22 protein-coding genes and 1 tRNA gene are annotated in these 23,449 nt (G+C 29.7%); 21 read left to right on the plus strand and 2 right to left on the minus strand.

Annotated features, from left to right (window positions below; translation table 11 throughout):
- The first annotated feature begins 182 nt into the window (after nt 1–182).
- The 11 genes from ACZ5B9_RS00115 (at nt 183) to ACZ5B9_RS00165 (ending at nt 8,786) form a co-directional block, all read left to right on the plus strand.
- Nucleotides 183–569 (plus strand): nucleoside triphosphate pyrophosphohydrolase family protein, encoded by a 387-nt coding sequence (locus tag ACZ5B9_RS00115; protein ID WP_314292777.1) that lies wholly within the window; start codon nt 183–185, stop codon nt 567–569.
- Between the two features lie 295 nt (nt 570–864).
- Nucleotides 865–1,122 (plus strand): 50S ribosomal protein L28, encoded by a 258-nt coding sequence (rpmB, locus tag ACZ5B9_RS00120; protein ID WP_026745386.1) that lies wholly within the window; start codon nt 865–867, stop codon nt 1,120–1,122.
- 24 nt (nt 1,123–1,146) lie between these two features.
- A tRNA-Arg gene (locus ACZ5B9_RS00125) sits at nt 1,147–1,223 on the plus strand.
- A gap of 330 nt (nt 1,224–1,553) precedes the next feature.
- Entirely contained in the window at nt 1,554–1,883 is a 330-nt protein-coding gene (locus ACZ5B9_RS00130) for an N-acetyltransferase family protein (protein ID WP_464422870.1), read from the plus strand.
- Nucleotides 1,781–2,140 (plus strand): N-acetyltransferase family protein, encoded by a 360-nt coding sequence (locus ACZ5B9_RS00135; RefSeq protein ID WP_464423977.1) that lies wholly within the window; start codon nt 1,781–1,783, stop codon nt 2,138–2,140. The genes ACZ5B9_RS00130 and ACZ5B9_RS00135 overlap by 103 nt, the downstream gene beginning before the upstream one ends.
- A 239-nt stretch (nt 2,141–2,379) precedes the next feature.
- Nucleotides 2,380–3,582, plus strand: a complete 1,203-nt coding sequence (locus ACZ5B9_RS00140) for a phosphoglycerate kinase (RefSeq protein ID WP_071124134.1) — start codon at nt 2,380–2,382, stop codon at nt 3,580–3,582.
- Between the two features lie 298 nt (nt 3,583–3,880).
- On the plus strand, nt 3,881–4,147 hold the full coding sequence (gene yajC, locus ACZ5B9_RS00145; protein WP_455036036.1) for a preprotein translocase subunit YajC: 267 nt from the start codon (nt 3,881–3,883) through the stop codon (nt 4,145–4,147).
- A 47-nt stretch (nt 4,148–4,194) separates the two neighbouring features.
- Entirely contained in the window at nt 4,195–5,322 is a 1,128-nt protein-coding gene (locus tag ACZ5B9_RS00150; protein ID WP_464422871.1) for an N-acetylmuramoyl-L-alanine amidase family protein, read from the plus strand.
- Nucleotides 5,323–5,445: 123 nt separating this feature from the next.
- Entirely contained in the window at nt 5,446–5,994 is a 549-nt protein-coding gene (locus ACZ5B9_RS00155; protein ID WP_464422872.1) for a chemotaxis protein, read from the plus strand.
- Nucleotides 5,995–6,209: 215 nt separating this feature from the next.
- Complete coding sequence (locus tag ACZ5B9_RS00160; protein ID WP_464422873.1) at nt 6,210–8,036, plus strand: peptidylprolyl isomerase; 1,827 nt, start codon at nt 6,210–6,212, stop codon at nt 8,034–8,036.
- Nucleotides 8,037–8,123: 87 nt separating this feature from the next.
- Nucleotides 8,124–8,786 carry a tRNA1(Val) (adenine(37)-N6)-methyltransferase gene (locus ACZ5B9_RS00165; RefSeq protein WP_464422874.1) on the plus strand — a complete coding sequence of 221 codons (663 nt, stop codon included), beginning with the start codon at nt 8,124–8,126 and terminating at the stop codon, nt 8,784–8,786.
- Between the two features lie 198 nt (nt 8,787–8,984).
- Here the strand turns inward: ACZ5B9_RS00165 and tpx are convergent, their stop codons facing one another.
- Nucleotides 8,985–9,503 carry a thiol peroxidase gene (gene tpx / locus ACZ5B9_RS00170; RefSeq protein ID WP_314016139.1) on the minus strand — a complete coding sequence of 173 codons (519 nt, stop codon included), beginning with the start codon at nt 9,501–9,503 and terminating at the stop codon, nt 8,985–8,987.
- 79 nt (nt 9,504–9,582) lie between these two features.
- Nucleotides 9,583–9,957, minus strand: a complete 375-nt coding sequence (locus ACZ5B9_RS00175) for an ArsR/SmtB family transcription factor (RefSeq protein ID WP_021768218.1) — start codon at nt 9,955–9,957, stop codon at nt 9,583–9,585.
- A gap of 172 nt (nt 9,958–10,129) precedes the next feature.
- Here ACZ5B9_RS00175 and ACZ5B9_RS00180 point away from each other — a divergent pair, with 172 nt between their 5' ends.
- The 10 genes from ACZ5B9_RS00180 to ACZ5B9_RS00225 all read left to right on the plus strand — a co-directional run bounded on the left by ACZ5B9_RS00180 (nt 10,130) and on the right by ACZ5B9_RS00225 (nt 23,132).
- Entirely contained in the window at nt 10,130–10,987 is an 858-nt protein-coding gene (locus ACZ5B9_RS00180) for a hypothetical protein (protein ID WP_314016135.1), read from the plus strand.
- Between the two features lie 308 nt (nt 10,988–11,295).
- On the plus strand, nt 11,296–12,273 hold the full coding sequence (locus ACZ5B9_RS00185; RefSeq protein ID WP_021768216.1) for an ABC transporter permease: 978 nt from the start codon (nt 11,296–11,298) through the stop codon (nt 12,271–12,273).
- On the plus strand, nt 12,273–13,238 hold the full coding sequence (locus ACZ5B9_RS00190; protein WP_021768215.1) for an ABC transporter permease: 966 nt from the start codon (nt 12,273–12,275) through the stop codon (nt 13,236–13,238). The genes ACZ5B9_RS00185 and ACZ5B9_RS00190 overlap by 1 nt, the downstream gene beginning before the upstream one ends.
- Before the next feature lie 371 nt (nt 13,239–13,609).
- Entirely contained in the window at nt 13,610–14,659 is a 1,050-nt protein-coding gene (locus ACZ5B9_RS00195; protein ID WP_071124141.1) for an ABC transporter ATP-binding protein, read from the plus strand.
- Nucleotides 14,659–15,609 (plus strand): ABC transporter ATP-binding protein, encoded by a 951-nt coding sequence (locus ACZ5B9_RS00200; protein ID WP_314292768.1) that lies wholly within the window; start codon nt 14,659–14,661, stop codon nt 15,607–15,609. The genes ACZ5B9_RS00195 and ACZ5B9_RS00200 overlap by 1 nt, the downstream gene beginning before the upstream one ends.
- Nucleotides 15,610–15,684: 75 nt before the next feature.
- The gene (locus ACZ5B9_RS00205; protein ID WP_464422875.1) at nt 15,685–17,283 is read left to right on the plus strand and encodes a peptide ABC transporter substrate-binding protein; all 1,599 of its coding nucleotides are present in this window, start codon (nt 15,685–15,687) and stop codon (nt 17,281–17,283) included.
- Nucleotides 17,284–17,329: 46 nt separating this feature from the next.
- A complete protein-coding gene (locus ACZ5B9_RS00210; protein WP_464422876.1) occupies nt 17,330–18,919 on the plus strand; it encodes a peptide ABC transporter substrate-binding protein in 1,590 nt (529 codons plus the stop codon).
- 109 nt (nt 18,920–19,028) lie between these two features.
- Nucleotides 19,029–20,618, plus strand: coding sequence for a peptide ABC transporter substrate-binding protein (locus ACZ5B9_RS00215; protein WP_464422877.1), 1,590 nt, complete (start codon nt 19,029–19,031; stop codon nt 20,616–20,618).
- A gap of 87 nt (nt 20,619–20,705) precedes the next feature.
- Entirely contained in the window at nt 20,706–22,292 is a 1,587-nt protein-coding gene (locus ACZ5B9_RS00220; RefSeq protein ID WP_464422878.1) for a peptide ABC transporter substrate-binding protein, read from the plus strand.
- 276 nt (nt 22,293–22,568) lie between these two features.
- Nucleotides 22,569–23,132, plus strand: a complete 564-nt coding sequence (locus ACZ5B9_RS00225) for a D-glycero-alpha-D-manno-heptose-1,7-bisphosphate 7-phosphatase (protein ID WP_464422879.1) — start codon at nt 22,569–22,571, stop codon at nt 23,130–23,132.
- The last annotated feature ends 317 nt before the right edge of the window (nt 23,133–23,449 follow it).

The following is a 23,449-nucleotide window of genomic DNA, read 5'->3' on the forward strand; positions in this document are numbered from 1 at the left end:
ATAAAAGTCAGAGTCTAGCCATAGGTATTACATAGTAATCTTACCACAATTTTAATTATCAAGATAAACCTTTACTGTAAGATAAGGATTTGCAGCAATGAGCAATCCTCAAAAATAAAGAAAATAATATATAATGATTATTATTTAAAAATAAATAAAAAATTTAGAAAGGAAATATAATAATGAAAAGAAAAATAGAATGTGTTGAAGAATTTCATAAAATTTATAAACTTGGAAATTCTGATAAACCAATTGGAAAATTGGAAAATGGTCTCGAAAAATTGAGATTTGACTTGATGAAGGAAGAAAATGAAGAATATTTGGAAGCGGCTAAAAGAGGGGATGTTGTGGAAGTTGCAGATGCTCTTGGGGATATGCTCTATATTCTTTGTGGAACGATAATTGAGCATGGGATGCAAGATGTTATTGAAGACGTGTTTGAAGAAATACATCGAAGCAACCTTAGCAAGCTGGATGAAAATGGGAAGCCAATTTACCGTGAAGACGGAAAAGTGATAAAAGGACCAAATTATTTCCCTCCAAACTTAAAACAATTTTTTGAAAAATAAAATTTATAATACTTAATTTAATAACTATACAAATCTAAAATTTAAGAAAATTGAGCATAATTTTTGAGTTTAGTTTTAAAGTTTTTTTTGTGAAATGAAAAAATACTGATAATAACTTGTAAAAATTTACAAAATATGATAAAATAAGTTCCGATATGTAAAAATAATTTTAACTGAATAACGATTTTTTATAAAATAGTTAAGTTAATATATTATAATAAAAAACAGTAAATAGCTGTTTTAAAAAATAAAGATGAAAGGAGAACTACTAAAATATTTAGTAGAGGTGAATAAAATGCAAAGATGTGAAGTTTTTGGAAAAACAGTAAGCCACGGAAATAGAGTAAGTCACTCTCATAGAGCTACAAAAAGAATTTGGAGACCTAATTTGCAAACAATGCTTTTAACTATTAACAATGAAGAAGTTAGAGTAAGAGTTTGTACAAAAGCAATGAAAACATTAAAAGGGAAAAATGCTGATCAAGTTAAAAAAATCTTGTTAAAAAACAAAGAAACATTAAGCCCTAAAATTTTAAAAGTATTAGCAAAGTAAGTTTTTTATAACTTACTTTTTTGTGTACCCGTAGCTCAACTGGATAGAGCGTCTGACTTCGGATCAGAAGGCTTGGGGTTCGATTCCTCACGGGTACGCCATTTTATGTGAAGAATTATTTAACAGAATAAACAGATATAAGGACTTTAACGTCCCTATCTAAATATTTTTTTGAACAGTTTTAACCTTTAAAATAGGGCTAAAGCTGTTTTTAATTAAAAAGTTTTTACAAATTTAAAGCGTGTATTGAAAAAAGTAATAATATTTCTATTATAGCAGTTCTAGTTTAAAATAAGAGTGGAAAGTTAGGTTGTATCTAGCTAATCCATTGTTTTTTATATATCATAAATTGCAATATTAATTGTAACATTTTACCAAATTTTAAATAGATTTACGATAATAACGAAAAACAGATATGTGAAGGTGAAAAGATGGAATTAAAAAAAGAGAATTTAGTTTTTAGATTTGCAACTGAAGACGATGCAGAAAAAATTTTGAAAATTTATAAACCGTATATTGAAAATACCACAATTACTTTTGAGTATGAAGTGCCAACTATTGAGGAATTTAGAGAAAGAATTAGGGAAACTTTGGAGGAATATCCGTATATTGTATGTGAATGTGGAAATGAGATTCTGGATATGCTTATGCACATAAAATTTGGACTAGAGCTGCTTATCAGTGGGATGCTGAGCTTTCAGTCTATACCGATGGGAAGTTTGCTGGAAATGGAATTGGAAAAAAACTGTATAAAATTTTAATTGAAATATTACAATTACAGAATATTGTGAATGTTTATGGGCTTGTAACTTATCCTAACGAAAATAGTGAAAAGCTACATGAGTATTTTGAGTTTAAAAAGGTTGCCTTTTTTGAGAAAACCGGATATAAATTCGGACAATGGATTGGTGTTACTTGGTTTGAAAAGGCAATAAATTTGCATTTTGAAAATCCTGTGTTAGTAAAGAAAATATCAGAAATTGATAAGAATAAGATAAAGAAAATTTTAGAATTATAAAAAATTAAATGTAAAACTTAATTATAAAAATAATTTTTCAAAAAATTTTAGCATATATAAAATTAAAATGTATTTTGCTTGTAATATGGTATTGATTAGCTTTTGATTGTCTTGTTTTAAAGGAGCTTGACGAGATTTTAAGTTTGTGTGTTAAACTACTTGAAAATCAGTGTAAAGAGTGGTATAATTCAAGTAGATAGAATTGATTTTAATTAATAAATTTAGGAGGATATAACAGAATGGCTAAAAAAACATTAAAAGATTTAGATGTAAAAGGTAAAAAAGTGTTAGTAAGAGTTGATTTCAATGTACCAATAAAAGATGGAGTTATTGGAGATGATAACAGAATTACAGCTGCATTGCCTACTTTAAACTATATTTTAGAAAATGGTGGATCAATTATAGCATTTTCTCACTTAGGAAAAGTTAAAGCTGAAGAAGACAAAGCTTCTAAAACTTTGGAACCAGTTGCTAAAGCATTGGCTGAAAAATTAGGAAAACCTGTTAAATTTGTACCAGTAACAAGAGGAGCAGAATTAGAAAATGCAGTTGCTGAGTTAAAAGCTGGAGAAATTTTAATGTTTGAAAACACTAGATTTGAAGATTTAGATGGTAAAAAAGAATCTAAAAATGATCCTGAATTAGGAAAATACTGGGCATCACTTGGAGATGTATTTGTAAATGATGCATTTGGAACTGCTCATAGAGCACATGCTTCAAATGTAGGAGTTGCTTCAAATATTGCTGAATCAGCTGTTGGATTCTTAATTGAAAAAGAAATTAACTTCATTGGTGGAGCTGTTGATAATCCTGAAAGACCATTAGTAGCAATTTTAGGAGGGGCAAAAGTTTCTGATAAAATTGGTGTAATCGAAAACTTATTAGATAAAGCTGATAAAGTAATCATCGGTGGTGGAATGATGTTTACATTCTTAAAAGCTCAAGGTAAAAACACTGGAAAATCTTTATTAGAAGAAGATAAAGTTGAATTAGCAGCTTCATTAATTGCCAAAGCAAAAGACAAAGGGGTAGAATTAATCTTACCTGTAGATGCTGTTGTAGCAAAAGAATTTAGTAATGATGTAGAATTCAAAACAGTTTCAGTAGATGAAATTTCAGACGATGTAATGGGATTAGATATAGGTGCAGAATCTGTTGCATTATTTAAAAAAGCGTTAGAAGGTGCAAAAACAGTAGTATGGAATGGACCAATGGGTGTATTCGAAATGTCTAATTACGCTAACGGAACAATCGGTGTATGTAAAGCTATCGCTGAATTAAAAGATGCTAAAACAATCATCGGTGGAGGAGACTCTGCAGCTGCTGCAATTCAATTAGGATTTGCTGATAAATTCTCTCATATTTCAACAGGTGGAGGAGCTTCAATGGAATACTTAGAAGGAAAAGTATTACCAGGAGTAGCTGCAATTTCAGAAAAATAATAACAATGATAACTAACTTAATTGACTAAATTAATTTAGTTGACTAAAAATAATTTTTTCATTTTAATCACGAAATGGCTGTCTTGAAATTAATTTTTTGAGATAGTCATTTTTTTGGATTAAATTTTATAAAGGTTTTACTATAACTTTAAAAAAACTATAAAATAATTTTTTAAAAAATTGAAACATAGCTTAAATTATGTTATAATTAAAAATGATTTTAAAATTAAAGAAGGAGGAAAGTATAAAGTTAAATTTGTAATTTTAAAAATTATAAATTTCATTATACAAAATAGAAATGGACAAAAATTCAATAGGTGTAATATTAATTTATGTAGCGTTTATGGCAGTGTTAATTTTGCCAACATATTTTTCAAATAAGAAAAAAAAGCAACAAAAAGCAGCATTGCTGGAAAATTTGAAGGTTGGAGATAAAATAATAACGGTTGGAGGTATCAAAGGAAGCATTACAAATATCTATGATCAATCGGTGGAAATGAAAATAGATAAAAGTGCGAGAATGGAAGTTATGAAATCTGCAATCGATAGATTAGAAAAAAAATAAAATGTATGGTTAGATATTAATTTTAATTAAAAAATTAGGAGGACAAAATGAAAAAAGTATTATTATTTTTATTATTTTTCGTAAGTGCTATTACATTTTCTGATACTTTGAAAAATATATCATACAGTAATGGAAAAGTCATCGGAACATTTAGAGAAAATAATCAAATCAAGCCAAATGCATCAGTTACAAAACTAGGAAATGAAGATATTTTAATGTTAAGTTTTCCAAACAGTGAAATGGAAAGCAGTGTTCAGGCATTTATTAATCAAAATGACCAGTATATAAGTAAAGTTTATACAACTCAAAGTAACGGAATGGTTGTTGTTTATGTGTACTTAAAACCATCTGTAACCTACCAAGTTGTAAGTAGAACTGGAGAGTTTCAGGTAACATTAGGTGGCGGACAAACAGCGTCAAGAAATAACTCTTCTCAAACATCAAGATACACAACAACACAAAAACAATCAACTACTAATACACAAACAGCACAAACTCAAACACAGCCAAATACTTCTACTGGAAATAAAAAATATACAATTGTTGTCGATGCAGGACATGGTGGACATGATTCGGGAGCAAGAGGAAATGGTTACAATGAAAAAGATATAGCGTTACAGGTGGCAACAAAACTAGCTAATAATTTGAGACAGGATTACAATGTTATTATGACAAGAAATTCAGACTTTTTTGTACCATTAGATACAAGAGCAAAAATTGGAAATGATGCAAATGCAGACTTTTTTATAAGTATCCATTTGAACTCAAGTTCAAGCTCATCAGCGAACGGAACAGAAGTATTCTATTTTAGCAAAAAAGATCAAGGAAGTTATGCTGCACAAGTGGCAAAATTTGAAAATCGAGTTGATGGAAGCTATGGAGATGTGCCATTTTCAGACTTTATCTTAAATGATATTTTTTATAGAAAAAATCAAAAAACAAGTCAAGCTATAGCAGAATCTGTATTGGATGGACTTATAAATTTAACAGGTCTTAGAAGAAGAGGAGTTTTTGGAGCAAACTTTGCAGTACTTCGTGGAAGTAACTCGCCATCAATACTTGTAGAATTAGGATTTATGAATAACTATTCTGACTTATCCCACTACTTGACACCAGAAGGTCAAGAAAGTGCAGCAAGTACTATTGGTAATGCAATAAGAAAATTTTTCAAATAATTTATAAAACACTTTAAAATTAAACTAAAAAGTTTTGACTATTTACTTAATCTCAAATGCTATTTAATTTAATTAGTTAAAATGTAGGAGATTAAAGTATATTATCCAAATTAGGAGAAATTTATGCAAAAACAAGAAAATTTAAATCAGGAAAAAACTAAAAAGAAAAAAAGTAACTTTCGAAAGAATCTTTTTGTAACATTACTTTTTTTTGGAACAGTCGCAGTTGTTCTTGTAAATCGTTATGATAGAAAGCATAGAAGTAAGATTCATGTAGAGGTGGATAAGAACTTGGTGCAGGAAACGACGCAAGAAGAAGAAGCTCAGAATAAAATTTCCATATTCGTATATAATCCCTCTACAAAAACAGTAAATGAGCGAGAAATCGTAGTTCCTAGACAAATGAATCTAATAGAAGGAGATTTTATAAACGGAATTATCCGAAATTCAGATTATATCTCAGAAGATATGAAATTTAGAAGTGCATACAATCTTAGAATTGATAACGTAAACACTACAGTTGTTAAACTAAATGCACAGTTTGCAAATCTAAAAAGAGAGCCTGAACTGTTTAATGGATTTTCTTTGGCTGTAACAAATACTATATTAAAGAATTTCCCTAATATTCAAAGTGTTGTAATTCAAATAGACGGGGAAACAAATACAAGATAATAAATAAAAAAATATTAGTAAAGTGACAGTTAGATTTATAAAATTAAAAAAATAAGTAATTTTTGAGCTGTTTTGATATTAATGGAAAATTTGTTAATATTACGACAGCTTTTATTTTTGAATTACCTAATTTTTATTCAAAAAATAATAGAAAAATAGTATTTTATATGCTATAATGTTTAAATGATTAAAGAAAAGAGAAAGGAAGATAAATAATGGGACTTAGACAGCACAAAAAGGCAATTCAGATTGGTTCTGCAATTATGATAGGAATATTTGCTATATCTATGCTTGTTACTGGAATATTATTTTTAAAAAATAATGTTTTTGGTGAAGCAGGTGGTAATAGAGAAGTAATTGCAACAGTCAATGGAACAAAAATTTATCGTGATGATTTTGAAAGAGAAAGTTTGGGGTTAAAAAATCAATTAAGTGACTTAAATCAACAAAAAATGCAGCAATTATCACAAGCAGGAATACCCACTGAAAATCTAAAAAATGTTCCTGATAATATTATCAACGAATATGTTTTACAACTCATGATTCATAAGGAAATTTTGCTTTCATCAGCAAAAAATTTAGGAATAAAAATAAGTGGAGCAACTGTTGAACAAGACTTTAATAGTTATCAAAAACAATCAAAACTAGGAAAACAAGAGTTTGCTCAATATTTAAGATCTGTTGGATATAATGTTACTTCATTTAAAAAAATGATAAAAGATCAAAAAACAATTGAAAAAATGAGAGAAAAATTATTTGCAAACGATAAAATTACGGATGAAGAAATAAAAAAAGCATATGAAAGAAATAAATATACTCAAGCATTTTTAAATCAAGATTTTGAAGATGTGAAAGAACAAATTAAAGAAAATATGACGCAAGATAAAGATATTATGATTTTAAATTCGTATCTTGCAAAAGCTAAAGAAAAAGCTAAAATTGTATTTAAAAACAAAGATTTTGAAAAAATGTACGCTAATATGACAACTACTGTAGCACAAAATGGAGAATACAAATATACAAATGAATCATTAAATGAACAAATTATAAATACAGTTTCACAAACACAACAAGGTTATTCTGATAAACTTGTAAATGACTTGAAAGCTACATTAAAAGTAAACTTAGATAAATTTGTAAAAATTGCTAACAAAGCTAAAGCTGCAGGAATAAAAGCTGATCCAGATTTAGTAGGAGTAGATCAGTTAAGAGATTATTCACAAAAATATTATAATCATTTAATCGATACTTATAAACCTGATGATGCAGCATTACAAGCTAAATTTAATGCTAAAAAAGATAGTTATAGTATTCCAAACAGCATTGGAGGTTATGTAATTGGAGAAGAATATCAGGCTGGAGAAAATGATTTTCAAGCAGCCAAAAAACAAGCTGAAGATATTATGAAGACAACAACTAAAGATAATTTCGCAGCTAAAGCTAAAGAATTTTCAAAAGATCCTGGTTCAGCGAATAATGGTGGAAGTCTAGGAGAAACAGCTGATTTATCACAACTTGTTCCAGAATTTGCAAATGCAGTTAAAAAAAGTAAGGCTGGAGATATTGTAGGTCCTATCAAAACTCAATTTGGTTACCACATTATTTACATTCAAAGTAAGGATGCTAAAAATGAAAATGTTGCAAAAGTTAGTCATATTTTGATAACACCAACTATTTCTGAAGCATCAAAACAAGAAATTATTAAAAAAGTTCAAGCTTTAAAAGCCGAAATTGAAAGTAAAAAAACTACTTTTGAAAATGTAGAAAAACAAGATAAATACAAATTCAGCATTAAGGAAAGATTCAAAAAAATGGTTAAGTCGGATGCAATTCCTGGAATTGGTAAAAATGACGAATTAATGAATCAAATATTTGCACTACAAATAAACGGAATTCTTGATAGAAATGATGCAACAGGGTATTACTTGATAACTAAAACATCTGAAATACCATTTACACAAGCTACATTTGAAAATTCAAAAGAGCGTGTAAGATTGGAACTTGCACATGAATATGCAGATAAACAATTAGAAATTATGTAAAATATAAACTTTTGAAAACTGTTTCAATACTAAAATGTTTGGGACAGTTTTTATTTTTAAAATTTTTAATTAAAATTAGGAGTTAAAATGAATTATATTGAATATTTGGATAGTGTCAATAAAAAAATGATTGTAAAAGAAAAAGGTTTAAAAATAACACAGGATGCTATTTTGCTTTCAGAATTTATAAAAAAATACTTTGATACAAACCATAAAAATATAAAAGAGAAACAAATATTTCTGGAAGTCGGAACAGGACAAGGAATAATTTCTTTATTACTTTGTGAAATGGATATTGTTTCAAAAATATTTGCAGTGGAAATTCAAGAAGAAATATTTAAAATATTGGAAAAAAATATAGAAATAAATAGTTTAAACGAAAAAATTATACCAGTTAATAAAAATATAAAAAATATTCAACAAGAATATGATTTTATTTTCTCAAATCCCCCATATAAAAAGACTAATTCTGGAAAAATGCCAGAAGATAAATCAGAAAAAATTAGTAAATATGAAATTTTACTTACGTTGGAAGAACTTTTTCAAGAAATAAAAAGGCTTTTAAAAAATTATGGAGAATTTTTTGTAATTGTGCCAAATAATAGGCTAAATGATGTTTTTAGATATATCTACAAGAATAACATGAATATTTTGACGATAGAAGTTAATAAATATAAAAAAACAGATTTAGTAGTTGTACACGGAAGAAAAGGAGGAAAGATAAATTCTGGAATTAAAATTAATTTATAAAATCTATTTTACACACGGTTTAGTCACTAAATAGCTAAATTATTCTGAACTTTTTAATAAATGAGAAAAGCCTTTTGTTACCAAATAATTAAAGTATAATACTTAAAAATAAAAAGGAATTATTTCTAATCTAATTAGTCATAATTCCTTAAATAAAATTTATTATTTAGATTTTTTAATTTATTCTAGTTTAAAAATCTATTTAGTTAATTCTTTTATTACTTCCAATGCTTTTTCATAATCTGGATGTTCTCCAACTTCTGATACATATTCCACATATCTTATAACGCCGTCTTTATCAACAATAACAGTTCCTCTTGATAATAGTCTCAATTCTTTTATTACAAAACCATATTTTGTTCCAAAGTCTAATTCTCTGTGATCTGAAGCTGTTAAAGCATTTGCAATCCCCTTATCCGCACAATATCTTCCAAGTGCAAATGGTAAATCTGCTGAAATAGTTAATAATTGGACATCATCTCCGAAACTTGCAGCTTCCTGATTAAATCTTGCTAACTGTAACGCACATACTCCAGTATCAACTGATGGAAACACAGCTATTACAACAACTTTTCCTTTATAGTCGCTTAATTTTACTTCCTTTAGCTCTGGTGATAAAACTGTAAAGTCAGGTGCTGTATCTCCTGCTTTTACCTCATTTCCAACAAGAGTTATTGGATTTCCTTTAAATGTTACTTTATCTTTAATCTCTGCCATTTTATTACCTCCTTTATTTTTTGTAATTATAACATATTTTATATTATTTGTATATAAAATTATAAAAATAAATAAAGTATCATCTTTTTTCTAAAATATGTGTCATTCCTTGCTCCACAATATGCTTTATATGTTCGTCTTCAAGCGAGTAATAAACAACTTTACCTTCTTTCCTATGTTTTACAAACCTCCCCTGTTTTAATACCCGAAGTTGATGTGAAATAGCAGACTGTGTCATTTTCAAGAGATTTGCAATATCATAAACGCACATTTCCTCATGAAACAAGGCACTTAATATCCTCATTCTAGTCGTATCTCCTAATATCTTAAAAAAATCCGCCAAATCATATATAACTTCCTCTTTAGGCATTAATTTTTCTACTTTTTCCACAATTTCTTTGTGAATAGTCTTTGTTTCATAACTTGTAATTTCCTCTTCCATTATTTTAGCCATTTTCCCTCCCAATGTTTGGAATATATGTTATTATTATATCACGTATTGAGATAACTTCAAAATTAGATTTTTTCTTTTATTATCTAAGATAAAAAAAAGTGAAAATCTATTAAAAAATTACTATAATGTAGTAAAATTACTTTAGTATTTTTAATAAAAAAGGAGTATATTTATGAAAAGAAATAAATCTAAATTATTAATTTTAGCGTTTGTTATAGCAATTTCGATTTCTTCATTTGGGCTTTCTAAAAAAAATATGACAAAAACTACCCAAAAACCTGAGGTTGTGGATACAAATAAAAAAGCGGGACTTACAATTTCAAAAGCTGAACTTGATATTGTGGCTGAGAAAATTTTTAAAAATGAAGCTGGAGGAAAAAAAGAAGATCTTGTTTACTGGAATACTGGAGAAGATTTTCCATCACTTGGGATTGGACATTTTATTTGGTATAAACAAGGGCAAAGAGGAAGGTTTGCAGAGAGCTTTCCGCAACTTGTAGATTATTATAGAAAACATGATATAAGATTACCTAAGATTATTGAAGAAAATAGCTATTCACCCTGGGAAAGCCAAGAAGAACTTTTTAAACTTAGAAGACTTGGAAATACTGATATTGTTGAATTAACAAATTTTCTTTACAATACAAGGGCTATTCAAGTTTCATTTATTTTTGAGCGGCTTGAAAATTCTTTAGAAAAAATGCTGGAAGTAGCTAATAATCCAGAAAATGTAAAAAAACAATTTTACCGTGTTGCACAATCCCCAAATGGGTTATATCCGTTGATTGATTATGTGAATTTCAAAGGCGAAGGGACTTCTCGAACTGAAACTTATAAGGGAGATGGCTGGGGACTTCTTCAAGTTTTGGAAAATATGAAAGGTACTGGCAGTGGAAAAGCAGCACTTGAAGAATTTAGCAACTCTGCAAAATTTGTGCTTGAAAGACGGGTAAAAAATTCTGACCCTTCAAAAAATGAAAGAAAATGGCTAGCAGGATGGTTAAATCGTTGCAATACATATAAAAATTGAGTTTAAAATAATAAAAACAATTTTTTGTTTAATTTTTTTAACATTAAACCATTTTAAAATTTTAATAGGATAACTATAATTTTTAAATTAGATGTTGTTACTACAATGTTATTTTGAAATAGTCTAAATTTTTATTTGGACTATTTTTTTGTGAAAATTGTTAAATATATTATATTTAGAGAACCATTATTTAAGCATAAAAAAAATTAATAGTAAAAAAAATCACATTATAAACAAAATTGCTTGCAAATATGACTAGGTATAAGATATAATATAGGTATATAAAATTTTTGCGAAAGGAAGCGAGTATGAAAAATATTTTAAAGTTTTTAATTAAAAGAATCGCAATGGGGCTTGTAACGTTGTGGCTAGTTATTACTATTACATTTTTTCTAATACATATGTTACCTGGTGATCCGTTTCAAAGTGAAAAAGCGATTCCACCTAAAGTAAAGGAAAATCTAATGGCAAAATATCATTTGGACCGTCCATTGGGAGAACAATATGTTGAATATCTAAAAAACATAGCAAAAGGAGATTTGGGAGCATCCATGAAAGTTCGTGGAAGAACTGTTAACGATGTTATTAAGAAAAGTTTCTTGACATCAGCAGATTTGGGAGCCAGATCTATTATCTTTGCATTGGCTTTAGGAATTCCACTTGGAATTGTTGCTGCTCTGAAAAGAGGAAAATATCAGGATAGGTTAGCGATGATTGTAGCTATAATTGGAATATCTGTACCAAGTTTTGTATTGGCTGGGTTAATGCAGAAATATTTTGTTGATGTACATAATGGGATTTTAATAGATCAGTATAATTTACCACTTATAAGAATTTTGTTGTCTGGATGGGATAGACCTGAGAAAAAAATATTGCCAGTTGTTGCACTGGGACTTTATACAGTGGCATTGATTGCACGTTTATTAAGAAATAAAATGATCGAAGTAATGGGACAGGATTATATAAGACTGGCTGTTGCAAAAGGAGTTAAACCAAAAAATATTGTATTTAGGCATGCTTTAAGAAATGCAATTTTACCAATTATTACAATAATGGGTCCAACAATTGCGGCAGTTTTGACTGGTTCATTTGTAATTGAAAAAATGTTTTCAATTCCAGGATTGGGAAAATATTTCGTAGACAGTATCAACGACAGAGATTATACGATGGTACTTGGAGTTACAGTGTTTTACGCGATATTCCTTATCATAATGATGATACTTGTTGATATTGTGTATGTTTTAGTTGATCCTAAAATTAAACTTGGAAAAGGAGATGAGATATAGTGGCAGAAAATACAAAAAAAATTATAACTGAAAATAATTATATCCCCACACCTGAAGATTTTGAAATCGTGGGTGCAAACACTACTCAAAGTGAAGTAATTTACAAACCAAGTTTAACATTCTGGCAGGATGGATGGAGAAGATTCAAGAAAAATAAATTGGCTTTGTCATTTTTGGGAATAACTCTTGTTTTCTTATTTTTAGCAATATTTGGACAAAGTTTGACAAAATATTCTTATCGAGCTCAAGACTTATCAGCTAAATTTTTAAGTCCAACAAAAGGGCTTGGAAAAGGACATTATTTGGGAACTGATAACCTTGGACGTGACTTGTTTGCAAGACTTTCACAAGGGATAAGAATTTCAATGGAATTATCGTTGATCACAGCTGCAATCTGTGTTGTTTTCGGAACAATTTATGGAGCTGTATCAGCATATTTTGGCGGAATTATCGATACAATAATGACTAGAATTGTAGAAATCTTACTAATTATTCCATCAATGATTTATATAATTTTATTAATGGTTGTAATGGGAAATAGTGTAAAAACAATAATTATCGCAATGTCTCTTACAAGATGGTTAAATTATTCACTGTTAGTCCGTGGAGAAGTCCTAAAAATAAAGGAAAATGAATTTGTATTAGCTTCAAAATCACTTGGTGGAAACTTTTTATGGATAACTCTAAAACACTTAATTCCAAATACATTAAGTGTAATAATAATAAGACTTACAACAGATATACCAAACATTATCTTTACAGAAGCATTTTTAAGTTTCATTGGACTTGGAGTACCAATTCCACAGGCTTCACTTGGAAACCTGGTATTTGATGGTTTCGTAAATATGACTTCATATCCATATTTATTCATTATTCCATCAGTTGTAATTTCATTAATTACATTGGCATTTAATATAGTTGGAGATGCTTTAAATGATGCATTGAATCCAAAACTAAGAGATTAAAAATTTAAAAATTTTATAAAATTTACTATTCTATAATTTAATATTATTTTTCTTAATTTCATTTATTTTAGTTTACTTAAGCAAGGGTATCAAACGCCATACCCTTGCATCCCCGCTTTACGCAAAACTTTCTTATAAAGAAAAAATAAAACTCGATTTTGAATATAAGTTATTTTAATACGAATAATCATATATAATTCAAAATATGTTTCAAAATCTCAAACAGTTATTTTTTCTTTAACGAAATTTTGCTTTAATAATTAAATAAAAAAGTTAAATGAATTAAAAATAAATAGAGTTGATAAAGAAAAAGTATTTAGTTATAAAAATTATGTAAAAACAATCCATATTAATACAGAGAGGATTAGAGAATGGGAAAAAAATTATTAGAAGTAAAAGACTTGAGTGTTTCTTTTAATACTTATGCTGGAGAAGTTCAAGCTCTTAGAGGTATTAGCTTTTCTGTAGATCGAGGAGAAACACTTGCAATCGTTGGAGAGTCTGGTTCGGGAAAATCAGTTACCGTACAGACAATTATGAGATTAATACCAATGCCTCCAGGAGAAATAAAAAATGGGGAAATACTTTTTGAAGGCGAAGATTTAGTAAAGGCTTCCATTGAAAGAATGAGAGAACTTCGTGGTGGAAAAATCGGGATGATATTTCAAGATCCTATGACATCACTTAATCCAACGATTAAAGTTGGAAAACAAATTATGGAAGGAATTTTGATTCATAAAAATGTAACAAAGGAAGAGGCAAAACAGCAAGCCATTGAAATGCTTAGAAAAGTTGGTATTCCTAAACCTGAAGAAAGATTTCATCAATATCCACATGAATTTTCAGGGGGAATGCGACAAAGAGCAGTTATAGCCATTGCTCTTTCGTGTGAACCAGACTTATTGATTTGTGATGAACCAACAACGGCTTTGGACGTTACAATTCAAGCACAAATACTAGATTTGATAAATGAACTGAAAAAAGAATTAAATATTGCTGTAATACTTATAACACATGATTTGGGAGTGGTCGCTGAAACTGCCGACAGAGTAATTGTTATGTATGCTGGAGAAAAATTGGAAGAAGCTCCTGTTAGGGAACTTTTCAAAAATCCAAAACATCCTTACACTTGGGGACTTTTGAAATCTTTACCAAGACTGGATATGAAAATTGGAGAAAAATTAGCTTCTATTCCGGGAACTCCTCCAGATTTATTAAAACCACCTGTAGGAGATCCATTTGCACCACGTTCTGAATATGCAATGAAAATTGACTATGAAAGAAAACCTCCAATGATTGATTTAGGAAATGGACATTTTGTAAAATCGTGGCTTTATGTTGACGGTGCTCCAAAAATAAAATCTCCTTTTGAATCAGAGGAATCTGATGAATTAAAAAATGAAGGAATGGAGGGGAAATAATGTCAGTTAACGAAAATAAAAAAGAAAAACTAATAGAAATGAAAAACTTAAAAAAATATTTTCCAATGAAAAAAAGACAAGTCTTAAAGGCTGTGGAAAATGTTACAATGGACATTTACAAAGGTGAAATTCTAAGTCTTGTAGGAGAATCAGGTTCTGGAAAAACTACACTTGGAAGAACTGTCAGTAGACTTTATACAAAGACAAATGGAGATATTTTATTTAACGGAAAACCAGTAGAATCTTATGGAAGAAAAGAATTTACAAAAAAAGTGCAGATGATATTTCAAGATCCACAAGCCTCGCTTAATCCGAGAATGACTGTTGGAGATATCATTGCTGAAGGAATTGATATTCACAAACTAGCAAATTCAAAACAGGAAAGAATGGAAAGAGTTTACAGCCTTTTGGAAATTGTTGGACTAAATAGGGAGCATGCAAGCCGTTTTCCGCACGAATTTTCTGGAGGGCAAAGACAGAGAATTGGGATTGCAAGAGCGTTAGCTGTTGATCCAGAAGTGTTAGTATGTGATGAGCCAATTTCGGCTCTGGATGTTTCAATTCAGGCACAAGTTGTAAATTTGTTAAAGGATTTGCAAAAGGAAAGAAATTTGACTTTGCTGTTTATCGCACATGATTTGTCAATGGTAAAATATATTTCAGACAGAGTAGCAGTTATGTATCGTGGAAAAGTAGTAGAACTGGGAACTCCAGAAGTTGTTTACAGCAACCCTGTTCATAGCTACACAAAATCACTTATTTCTGCCGTACCAATAGCAGATCCTGATTTCAAGAAGACAACAAAAATTGATATGGAAGAATCATATTTGAGAAGTCCAATGGGAGATGCCTCTGAAATAGGAATTATACCTGAAACTCCTGAATTAACCGAGTATAAGCCTGGACATTTTGTAGAAACTTCCTTCTTAAAGGAAAAGGGACTTATTTAAAAATAAAAATATTTTAATGTTTCAAAATAATTTATTTATAAGAAATTAAAATTTTAGAAAGGAAATATTTGAATTATGAAAAAAAGTTTTTTAGTATTTTGCTTACTTGTATCAATGTTTATAATTTCGTGTGGAAAATCTGGCAATGCTGGTAAATCAGCATCATTTAACATCGAAGCTGAACCAACATCTTTAGATCCTCAAGTTTTAACTGATATAAGCGGATTTATGGTTGCAAATATGACTTATGAGCCTCTTGTGAGACTAAACGAAAAAAATGAAGTTATTCCTGCTGGAGCTGAAAGCTGGACTAAATCAGAAGATGGAAAAGTATGGACATTTAAAATTAGACAAGGAATGAAATGGAGCAATGGTGATCCTGTTACAGGAAAAGATTACTTTAACGGAATAAAAAGAGGAATCGATCCTAAAACTCAATCTGAATATTCAATCCTTACTTATTACATTGAAAATTCAGAAAACTTTAATAATGGAACTTTAAAGGACTTTGGTCAAGTTGGAGTAAAATTAAAAGACGACTACACTCTTGAATTTACTTTGTCAAAACCAGCACCATTCTTTATAAAGACATTAATTATGCCGGTTTACTTTCCAGTTAATGAAAAAGCATTAGCCGCTAATGGCGAAGCGTACGCAACTGCAGCTGATAAATCAGTTTATAACGGACCATTTATAATGGAAGAATGGGAACATAACAGTAAAGTTGTTATGAAGAAAAATCCTAATTACTGGAATGCTCAAAATATAAAATTAGATACGCTTACAGCAACAATTGTAGCAGATTTTGACGCAGCTACAAACTTCTTCGAAAACAAAGAGTTAGATTTAACAAAAATTTCTGTAGAAAAAATGGCAAGTTACAAAGGAAAACCTGAATTACACACAGTTCCTGATGGAAGAGTGTACTATTTTGGATTTAACCGTTCACATCCTGTGTTAAAAAATATAAAAATTAGACAAGCTCTATCTCTTGCAGTAGACAGAAAACAGCTTGTTGACAGTGTTCTAAACGGAGTAGGACTTCCTGCCTCAGGAGTTGTTGCACTTGGAAATGCTGGGGAAAAAGGTGATTTTAGGAAAGAAGCTGGAGATTTATTTGCACAATTCTCAAATACTAATCCAAAACAGTTATTTGATGAGGGATTAAAAGAATTAAATATTACTCCTGCGCAAGTTAAGTTAAAATTAACTGTTGACGAAAAAGGAACTGGTAAAAAAGAAGCTGAATTTTACCAGGCTCAATGGAAAGAAAAATTAGGTATTGATGTGGAAGTGGAAGTTCTAACTACTAAAGAAAGAATCGCACGTGCAAAAGCTGGAGAATTTGACATAGTAAGATACGGTTGGGGACCTGATTATGCAGATCCTATGACTTACCTTGAAATTTTCCACTCAAAATCAAAAGATCTTAATTTTGCTAAATATTCAAATCCTGAGTATGACAAATTAATTGACTTGGCTAAAGTTAACCAAGATAATAAAACTAGAATGGATGCGATGAAAAAAGCAGAAAAATTATTATCAGATGACTTTACATATTCAGCACTTTACTATCAAGTAGGGGTATATTTAATAAATCCTAACTTAAAAGGTGTTGTTTTACGTTCGGTTGGAGACTCTGTAGACTTTTACAATGCTTATATTACAAAATAATTTTATTTACTAATTTAATACGCCAAAAGAAAGGGTGAGTGCAGGTATGAAGAAAATATTACTAATCTTTACAATATTACTGGCTTTCGTAATTTCATGCGGAAAAAACGGAGATTCAGAAACATTGAAACTCAACTTAAAGGAAGAGGGGAAATCTTATGATCCGCAGCTTGCAAATGATTCGACAGGAGAATTTGTGGATTCGCTTATCACTGAAACATTGACAAGACAGGCAGAAGATGGAAAATCTCTTCCTGGTGTAGCAGAAAAATGGGAACACAACCAGAACTCAACAGTGTGGACATTCCATTTGAGAAAAAATGCAAAATGGAGCAACGGTGATCCTATTACGGCAAAAGACTTTAGAGATGGTTGGGTTAGAGCATTAAAACCTGAAACAGCAGGAGAGTATGCAGACAAATTATTTTACATAAAAAATGCTGAACAATTTAATGCAGGAAAAATTAAAGATGAAAATCAGCTTGGTATAAAGGTTGTTGATGATTACACATTGGAAGTTACATTGAACAATCCGCTTACATACTTTGATTCAATTGTAAGAATACAGACTTATGCTCCTCTTAATAAAAAATTCTACAATAAAGTCGGAGAAAAGTATATGACATCTCCTGAAACGTCAATTTCATCAGGTGTCTACACAATAAAATCCTGGACAAGAGATTCAGAAATTGTATTTGAAAAAAATGAAAATTATTGGAATAAGGACAATATCAAATTAAAATTTGTAAAAATGTTATTCATAAATGACCCAAATGCCAGTGTAAATGCCTTTAAAAATGGAGAAATTGACTCAACAAACATCTCTATCGAGCAGGCTAAGGAATTTAAGAATGATAAACGTAAACTGCTTACAAAAGACGGCTCTGTATGGTATATGACGTATAATATGAAAAATAAAGTTCTTGCAAACAAAAAAATCAGGCAAGCGTTGTCACTTGCAGTAGACAGGGAAAAATTAATTACGGATGTTCTTGACAATACAGGAGAAGCAGCTTATACTTATACTACAAAAGGAGTAGGAATTACAGGTGTTTCAAAAGATTTCTCTGAAGAAGCTGGAAAAATTTTCCCGGCTTATAATCCACAAAAGGCAAAACAACTGCTAGCTGAAGGATTAAAGGAGCTAGGATTATCAAAATTACCTGATTTAACAATGATTTTCAATGATTCTGGAAATAATAAGGTTATTTCTGAATATATTCAGGAAAGTTTGAGAACAAATTTAGGAGTAAACCTTAAAATCGAAGGAATGACATTCCAGTCAAGACTGGATAAAATGCAGCAAAGAGATTATGAAATCGCCCTTGCAGGCTACAATGGAGATTATAACGATGCAATTACCTACTTGGACAGATTCCTGACAAAAGATGGAAACAACTATTCAGATTACTCGAACCCTCGTTACGATGAACTTGTGAAAAAAGTTAAAAGCTCTGGAAATCAGGAAGAAAGAGTAAAAGATATGATTGAAATGGAAAGAATAATTGCAGAAGATATGCCTGTGGGACTACTTTACTACAGACAAAATACAAAATTACTGAATCCAAGAGTTCATAATATTGTATTCAGTCCAATAGGAAAAGATTTTGTACTTGATAATACTTACATAAAATAGTTAATTAAAGATAAATACAAATTTAGGATACTGCTTAAATGTATGTTTCTAAAGCTGTTTATTATAATTTTATTTGTAAAAAAATATATAATATAGAAGGAGAATTTTTATGAAAAAGATGTTATTTTTATTGATGATGTTAGTTTCCATCATGTCTTGTGGAAAAGGTGGAGGAAGTAGCAAAATATTCACATTAAACTTATCAGATGAACCAAAATCTATTGACCCACAAATATCAACAGATATTCTAGGTGGAACTGTCAACGACCTTTTAATGGAAGGATTGACTAGAAAAGGTAAAAACGGAACATTTGAGCCAGGACTTGCTAAAAGCTGGGAAAAATCAGAAGATGGTTTAAAATGGACATTTCATTTGAGGGATAATATCAAATGGAGCAACGGTGATCCAATTACTGCTCAAGATTTTAAAAATGGATGGCTTCGTGCATTAAAACCTGAAACAGCTTCTGAATATGCATATATGCTTTACCCAATAAAAAATGCAGAAAAATATAATAAAAAAGAAGGAACTGCCGAAGAAGTTGGGATAAAAGTTATTGACGACAAGACTCTGGAAGTAGAGCTTGGAGCTCCAGTTCCATATTTTGACAGCCTTGTAGCGTTTAAAACTTATATGCCGTTAAATCAAAAATTCTTTGATGAAACAAAGGAAGCGTATTTTACAGAATCTGATAAAACTATATCTTCAGGACCTTATACTATGGAAAACTGGACACATGGCTCAGAAATGACATTCAAAAAGAATCCTAATTACTGGGATGCGGCTAATGTAAAAATAGAAACTATTGTATATAAAATAATTCCTGATAATAATTCAGCATTAAATGCATTCAATAACAAGGAAGTTGATGTAACTTCAATTACAGCTGAACAAGCAAAAGGGTTTAAAGATGACCCAAGATTAGTTTCAAATAACGATGGGTCAGTATGGTATCTATTATTTAACTTTAACAATAAGACACTAGCAAATGTAAAAATCAGAAAAGCTCTTCTTATGGCAATTGACAGAGAAGGTTTAGTAAATAACATATTAAATGGATATGGAACTGCTGCAAAAACTCTTGTTCCAAAAGGAATCGGAATAAAAGGATTAAATGGCAAAGACTTCACAGAAGAAGTTCCTACTTCAATATTAGGATATAATCCTCAAGAGGCTAAAAAATTACTTGAAGAAGGACTTAAAGAAACAGGAGCTACAAAATTCCCTGATATGTCTATGTTAATTAATGAAAGTGGAAACAATAAGGTTATTGCAGAATATATTCAAGAACAATTAAGAAAAAATTTAGGTATTGAATTAAATCTGGAAATAATGACTGCTCAAGAAAGATTCTCAAGAATGAAACAAAAAAACTTTGATTTGGTACTTGCAGGATGGTCTGGAGATTATCCTGATGCGGTCACTTACTTAGATTTGTTTGAATCAACAGGTGGAACTAACTATGGTTCATATAAAAACCCTCAATATGATGCTTTAGTTAAAACTGTCAGAGGAACAGCCGATCAAAATGTCAGAATTCCTGCACTTGTTAAACTTGAAGGAATAATTGCAGAAGATTTACCAGTTGGTGTGCTTTTCCATAGAGAAAAACAATATCTAGTTAATGAAAGAGTTCAAGGTCTTGGATTTGTTGCAATTGGTGGAGAATATTATTTTGGAAATCTATCATTGAAATAAGTTAAATTATGGGGGTATCGTGTTATACCCCTTATTTAGTAATTTAAAATTTTATAGAAATATTTAAAAATAGGAGGAAATAAATCAATGAAAAAACTGCTTTTGATATTGACATTGCTAATGTTTGCCCTTTCGTGCGGAAATAAAAATGGAGGTAATGGCAGCACATTTACATTAAATATTGTTACAGAACCATCGTCAATTGATCCGCAAATAACAACAGACGTTCCTGGTGGAACTGTTGATGAATTAATTTTAGAAGGTCTTTTAAGAAAAGACAAGACTGGAAAATCTGTTGCTGGTATTGCTGAAAAATGGGAAAAATCAGAAGACGGGCTTGTATGGACGTTCCATTTAAGAGACGGTGTGAAATGGAGCAACGGAGATCCTGTTACTGCAAAGGACTTTAAAGCTGGATGGCTTCGTGGATTAAATCCTGACACAGCAGGAAGTAATGCAAGCATGTTATTTGTAATAAAAAATGGAGAAAAATACAATGCTAAAAAAGCTTCAGAAAATGAAGTTGGAATAAAGGTTATTGATGATAAAACATTACAAGTAACTTTGGAAGCGCCTACTCCATATTTTGATGATTTAGTTACATTCAAATCATTTATGCCGTTAAACCAAAAATTCTACAACGAAGTAAAGGATAAATACTTTTCCGAAGCTGAATTTACAATTTCAAATGGTCCTTATACTATGGAAAGCTGGACTCATGACTCTGAATTAAAATTCAAGAAAAATCCTAACTACTGGGACGCATCTAACGTAAAAACAGATAACGTTGTATTAAAAATAATCGCTACAGATTCAGCTGTCAATGCCTTCAAAAATAAAGAAGTTGACGTAACATCCGTTACATTTGAACAAGCAAAAGAATTTGCTGGAAAACCAGAACTTGTAAAAGCAGATGATGGTGGAATTTACTACTTGCTATTCAACACAAAAGAAAATGTATTTAAAAACGCAAAAGTAAGACGAGCATTAACTATGGCGATAAATAGAGAAGAACTTATAAACAAAGTTCTTGAAGGCTCTGAAAAAGCGACTAAAGCATTCACTCCAACTGGAATTGGACTAAACGGTATTGCAAAAGATTTCGCACAGGAAGTGACAACTGACCAGCCTAAATTCAATGTTGAAGAAGCTAAGAAATTACTAGCAGAAGGACTTAGAGAAGAAGGATTAACAGAACTTCCAAGATTTGAAATTTTATTTAATGACACAGGAAGCAGAAAAGCTATTGTCGAATACATTCAAGAAAACTTGAGAAATAACTTGGGAGCAAATGTTGAATTAGACGTTGTGACTGGTAAAGAACGTATTGAAAGAACTAAAAAGCGTGATTATCAGATTGCACTTATGAACTGGACTGGAGATTTCCTAGATCCAATTACATATTTAGATTTATTTGAGAGCAAAAATGCAAATAATCGTGGAGATTTCAAAAATGCAAGATATGATGAGCTAACAAAAATTGTAAAAGGCTCTGCCGATCCAAAAGTAAGAGTTCCAGCAATGTTAGAAATGGAAAAACTTATCTCTGAAGAGCAGCCAGTTACAATCTTGTTTCAAAAACAAAAACTTTACCTAGTAAATCCAAAAGTTAAAAATCTAGGATTTGTATCAATTGGTGGAGAGTTCTTTATAAGAGATGTTGTAATGAATTAACTTAACGTAAGGTATCACACGCCATGCCCTTACAATTTTGATTGAGTAATTATTTTAATTAAATTAATAATAACCTATTTTATAAAATAGATTGTATAATAAAATTCAACAAATTTAATACTAAACCTCGTTTAAAAATGAAAATTATATCTTAAATTACTTGAAAACATTAGATTTATATCCCTTATTAGAAAAGTTTGTAATAAATTCGTTATTTAAATGGAGGTTAGTATAAAGTAAATTAGTGAATATTTTAATAAAAAGGAATATAATTTTATGAAAAATAAATTTATCCTGCTGGATAGAGATGGTGTAATAAATGTAGAAAAATCATATTTATATAAAATCGAAGATTTTGAATATGAAAAAAATGTAATTAAAGGACTTAAGGAATTACGTGATTTAGGCTATAAATTTGTGATTATAACAAATCAGTCTGGAATTGCGAGAGGCTTTTACACAGAGGAAGACTATTTAAAATTACAGGATTTTATTGAAAAAAATTTGCTTAAAAATGGGATAAAAATTGAAAAATCATATTTCTGCCCGCACTATCCAAATGCGGCTGGAAAATATGGCATTGAATGTAATTGCCGAAAGCCGAAAACTGGTAATTTTGAGCTGGCAATAGATGAATTTAATATTGATACAGAAAATTCCTTTATGATAGGCGATAGGCCAACTGATTTGATACCAGCAGAAAAATTGGGAATCACTCCCGTTTTAACAAAAACAGGCTATGGACTGAAAAGCCTTGAAAAATTGAAAAATACTAATTTACATTCAATTGTTGTAAATGATATTCTGGATTTTGCAGAAATTTTAAAGAATAAAAAATAAACAAAAAAGGACATTGATTAAACACATTGTCCTTTTTTCTTAAAAAAATTTTTATATAATATCTTTATAATAAATTTAATCTTTCATAGAATAATCTTTTAATTAAAAGTTTATAAAAATCATTGACTTTTGGAAAAAATATGGGATAATATTAATGTAGGGAGAAAATAATGTTGAATATAAATATAAACAATTATATAGTAGATATGGATCTTAAAAGTGCTGTTAAATAGTCTTTTAAAATACATTTTAAAAAAATGTTCACTATAAAATTGTATTTTTTTGATACAGACTCACAATAAAACATAATTTTTTTA

Source organism: Leptotrichia sp. SK-5, from assembly GCF_055387215.1.

What these genes read in the sequence shown, in the direction of transcription:
- ACZ5B9_RS00215 (WP_464422877.1), top strand. Translation starts at nt 19,029, where the DNA reads ATGAAAAAGATGTTATTTTTATTGATGATGTTAGTTTCCATCATGTCT.
- ACZ5B9_RS00140 (WP_071124134.1), top strand. Translation starts at nt 2,380, where the DNA reads ATGGCTAAAAAAACATTAAAAGATTTAGATGTAAAAGGTAAAAAAGTG.
- ACZ5B9_RS00220 (WP_464422878.1), top strand. Translation starts at nt 20,706, where the DNA reads ATGAAAAAACTGCTTTTGATATTGACATTGCTAATGTTTGCCCTTTCG.
- ACZ5B9_RS00160 (WP_464422873.1), top strand. Translation starts at nt 6,210, where the DNA reads ATGGGACTTAGACAGCACAAAAAGGCAATTCAGATTGGTTCTGCAATT.
- yajC (WP_455036036.1), top strand. Translation starts at nt 3,881, where the DNA reads ATGGACAAAAATTCAATAGGTGTAATATTAATTTATGTAGCGTTTATG.
- ACZ5B9_RS00205 (WP_464422875.1), top strand. Translation starts at nt 15,685, where the DNA reads ATGAAAAAAAGTTTTTTAGTATTTTGCTTACTTGTATCAATGTTTATA.
- ACZ5B9_RS00180 (WP_314016135.1), top strand. Translation starts at nt 10,130, where the DNA reads ATGAAAAGAAATAAATCTAAATTATTAATTTTAGCGTTTGTTATAGCA.
- ACZ5B9_RS00195 (WP_071124141.1), top strand. Translation starts at nt 13,610, where the DNA reads ATGGGAAAAAAATTATTAGAAGTAAAAGACTTGAGTGTTTCTTTTAAT.
- ACZ5B9_RS00130 (WP_464422870.1), top strand. Translation starts at nt 1,554, where the DNA reads ATGGAATTAAAAAAAGAGAATTTAGTTTTTAGATTTGCAACTGAAGAC.
- ACZ5B9_RS00165 (WP_464422874.1), top strand. Translation starts at nt 8,124, where the DNA reads ATGAATTATATTGAATATTTGGATAGTGTCAATAAAAAAATGATTGTA.
- ACZ5B9_RS00115 (WP_314292777.1), top strand. Translation starts at nt 183, where the DNA reads ATGAAAAGAAAAATAGAATGTGTTGAAGAATTTCATAAAATTTATAAA.
- ACZ5B9_RS00225 (WP_464422879.1), top strand. Translation starts at nt 22,569, where the DNA reads ATGAAAAATAAATTTATCCTGCTGGATAGAGATGGTGTAATAAATGTA.
- ACZ5B9_RS00210 (WP_464422876.1), top strand. Translation starts at nt 17,330, where the DNA reads ATGAAGAAAATATTACTAATCTTTACAATATTACTGGCTTTCGTAATT.
- ACZ5B9_RS00185 (WP_021768216.1), top strand. Translation starts at nt 11,296, where the DNA reads ATGAAAAATATTTTAAAGTTTTTAATTAAAAGAATCGCAATGGGGCTT.
- ACZ5B9_RS00175 (WP_021768218.1), bottom strand. Translation starts at nt 9,957, where the DNA reads ATGGCTAAAATAATGGAAGAGGAAATTACAAGTTATGAAACAAAGACT.
- ACZ5B9_RS00155 (WP_464422872.1), top strand. Translation starts at nt 5,446, where the DNA reads ATGCAAAAACAAGAAAATTTAAATCAGGAAAAAACTAAAAAGAAAAAA.
- tpx (WP_314016139.1), bottom strand. Translation starts at nt 9,503, where the DNA reads ATGGCAGAGATTAAAGATAAAGTAACATTTAAAGGAAATCCAATAACT.
- rpmB (WP_026745386.1), top strand. Translation starts at nt 865, where the DNA reads ATGCAAAGATGTGAAGTTTTTGGAAAAACAGTAAGCCACGGAAATAGA.
- ACZ5B9_RS00200 (WP_314292768.1), top strand. Translation starts at nt 14,659, where the DNA reads ATGTCAGTTAACGAAAATAAAAAAGAAAAACTAATAGAAATGAAAAAC.
- ACZ5B9_RS00150 (WP_464422871.1), top strand. Translation starts at nt 4,195, where the DNA reads ATGAAAAAAGTATTATTATTTTTATTATTTTTCGTAAGTGCTATTACA.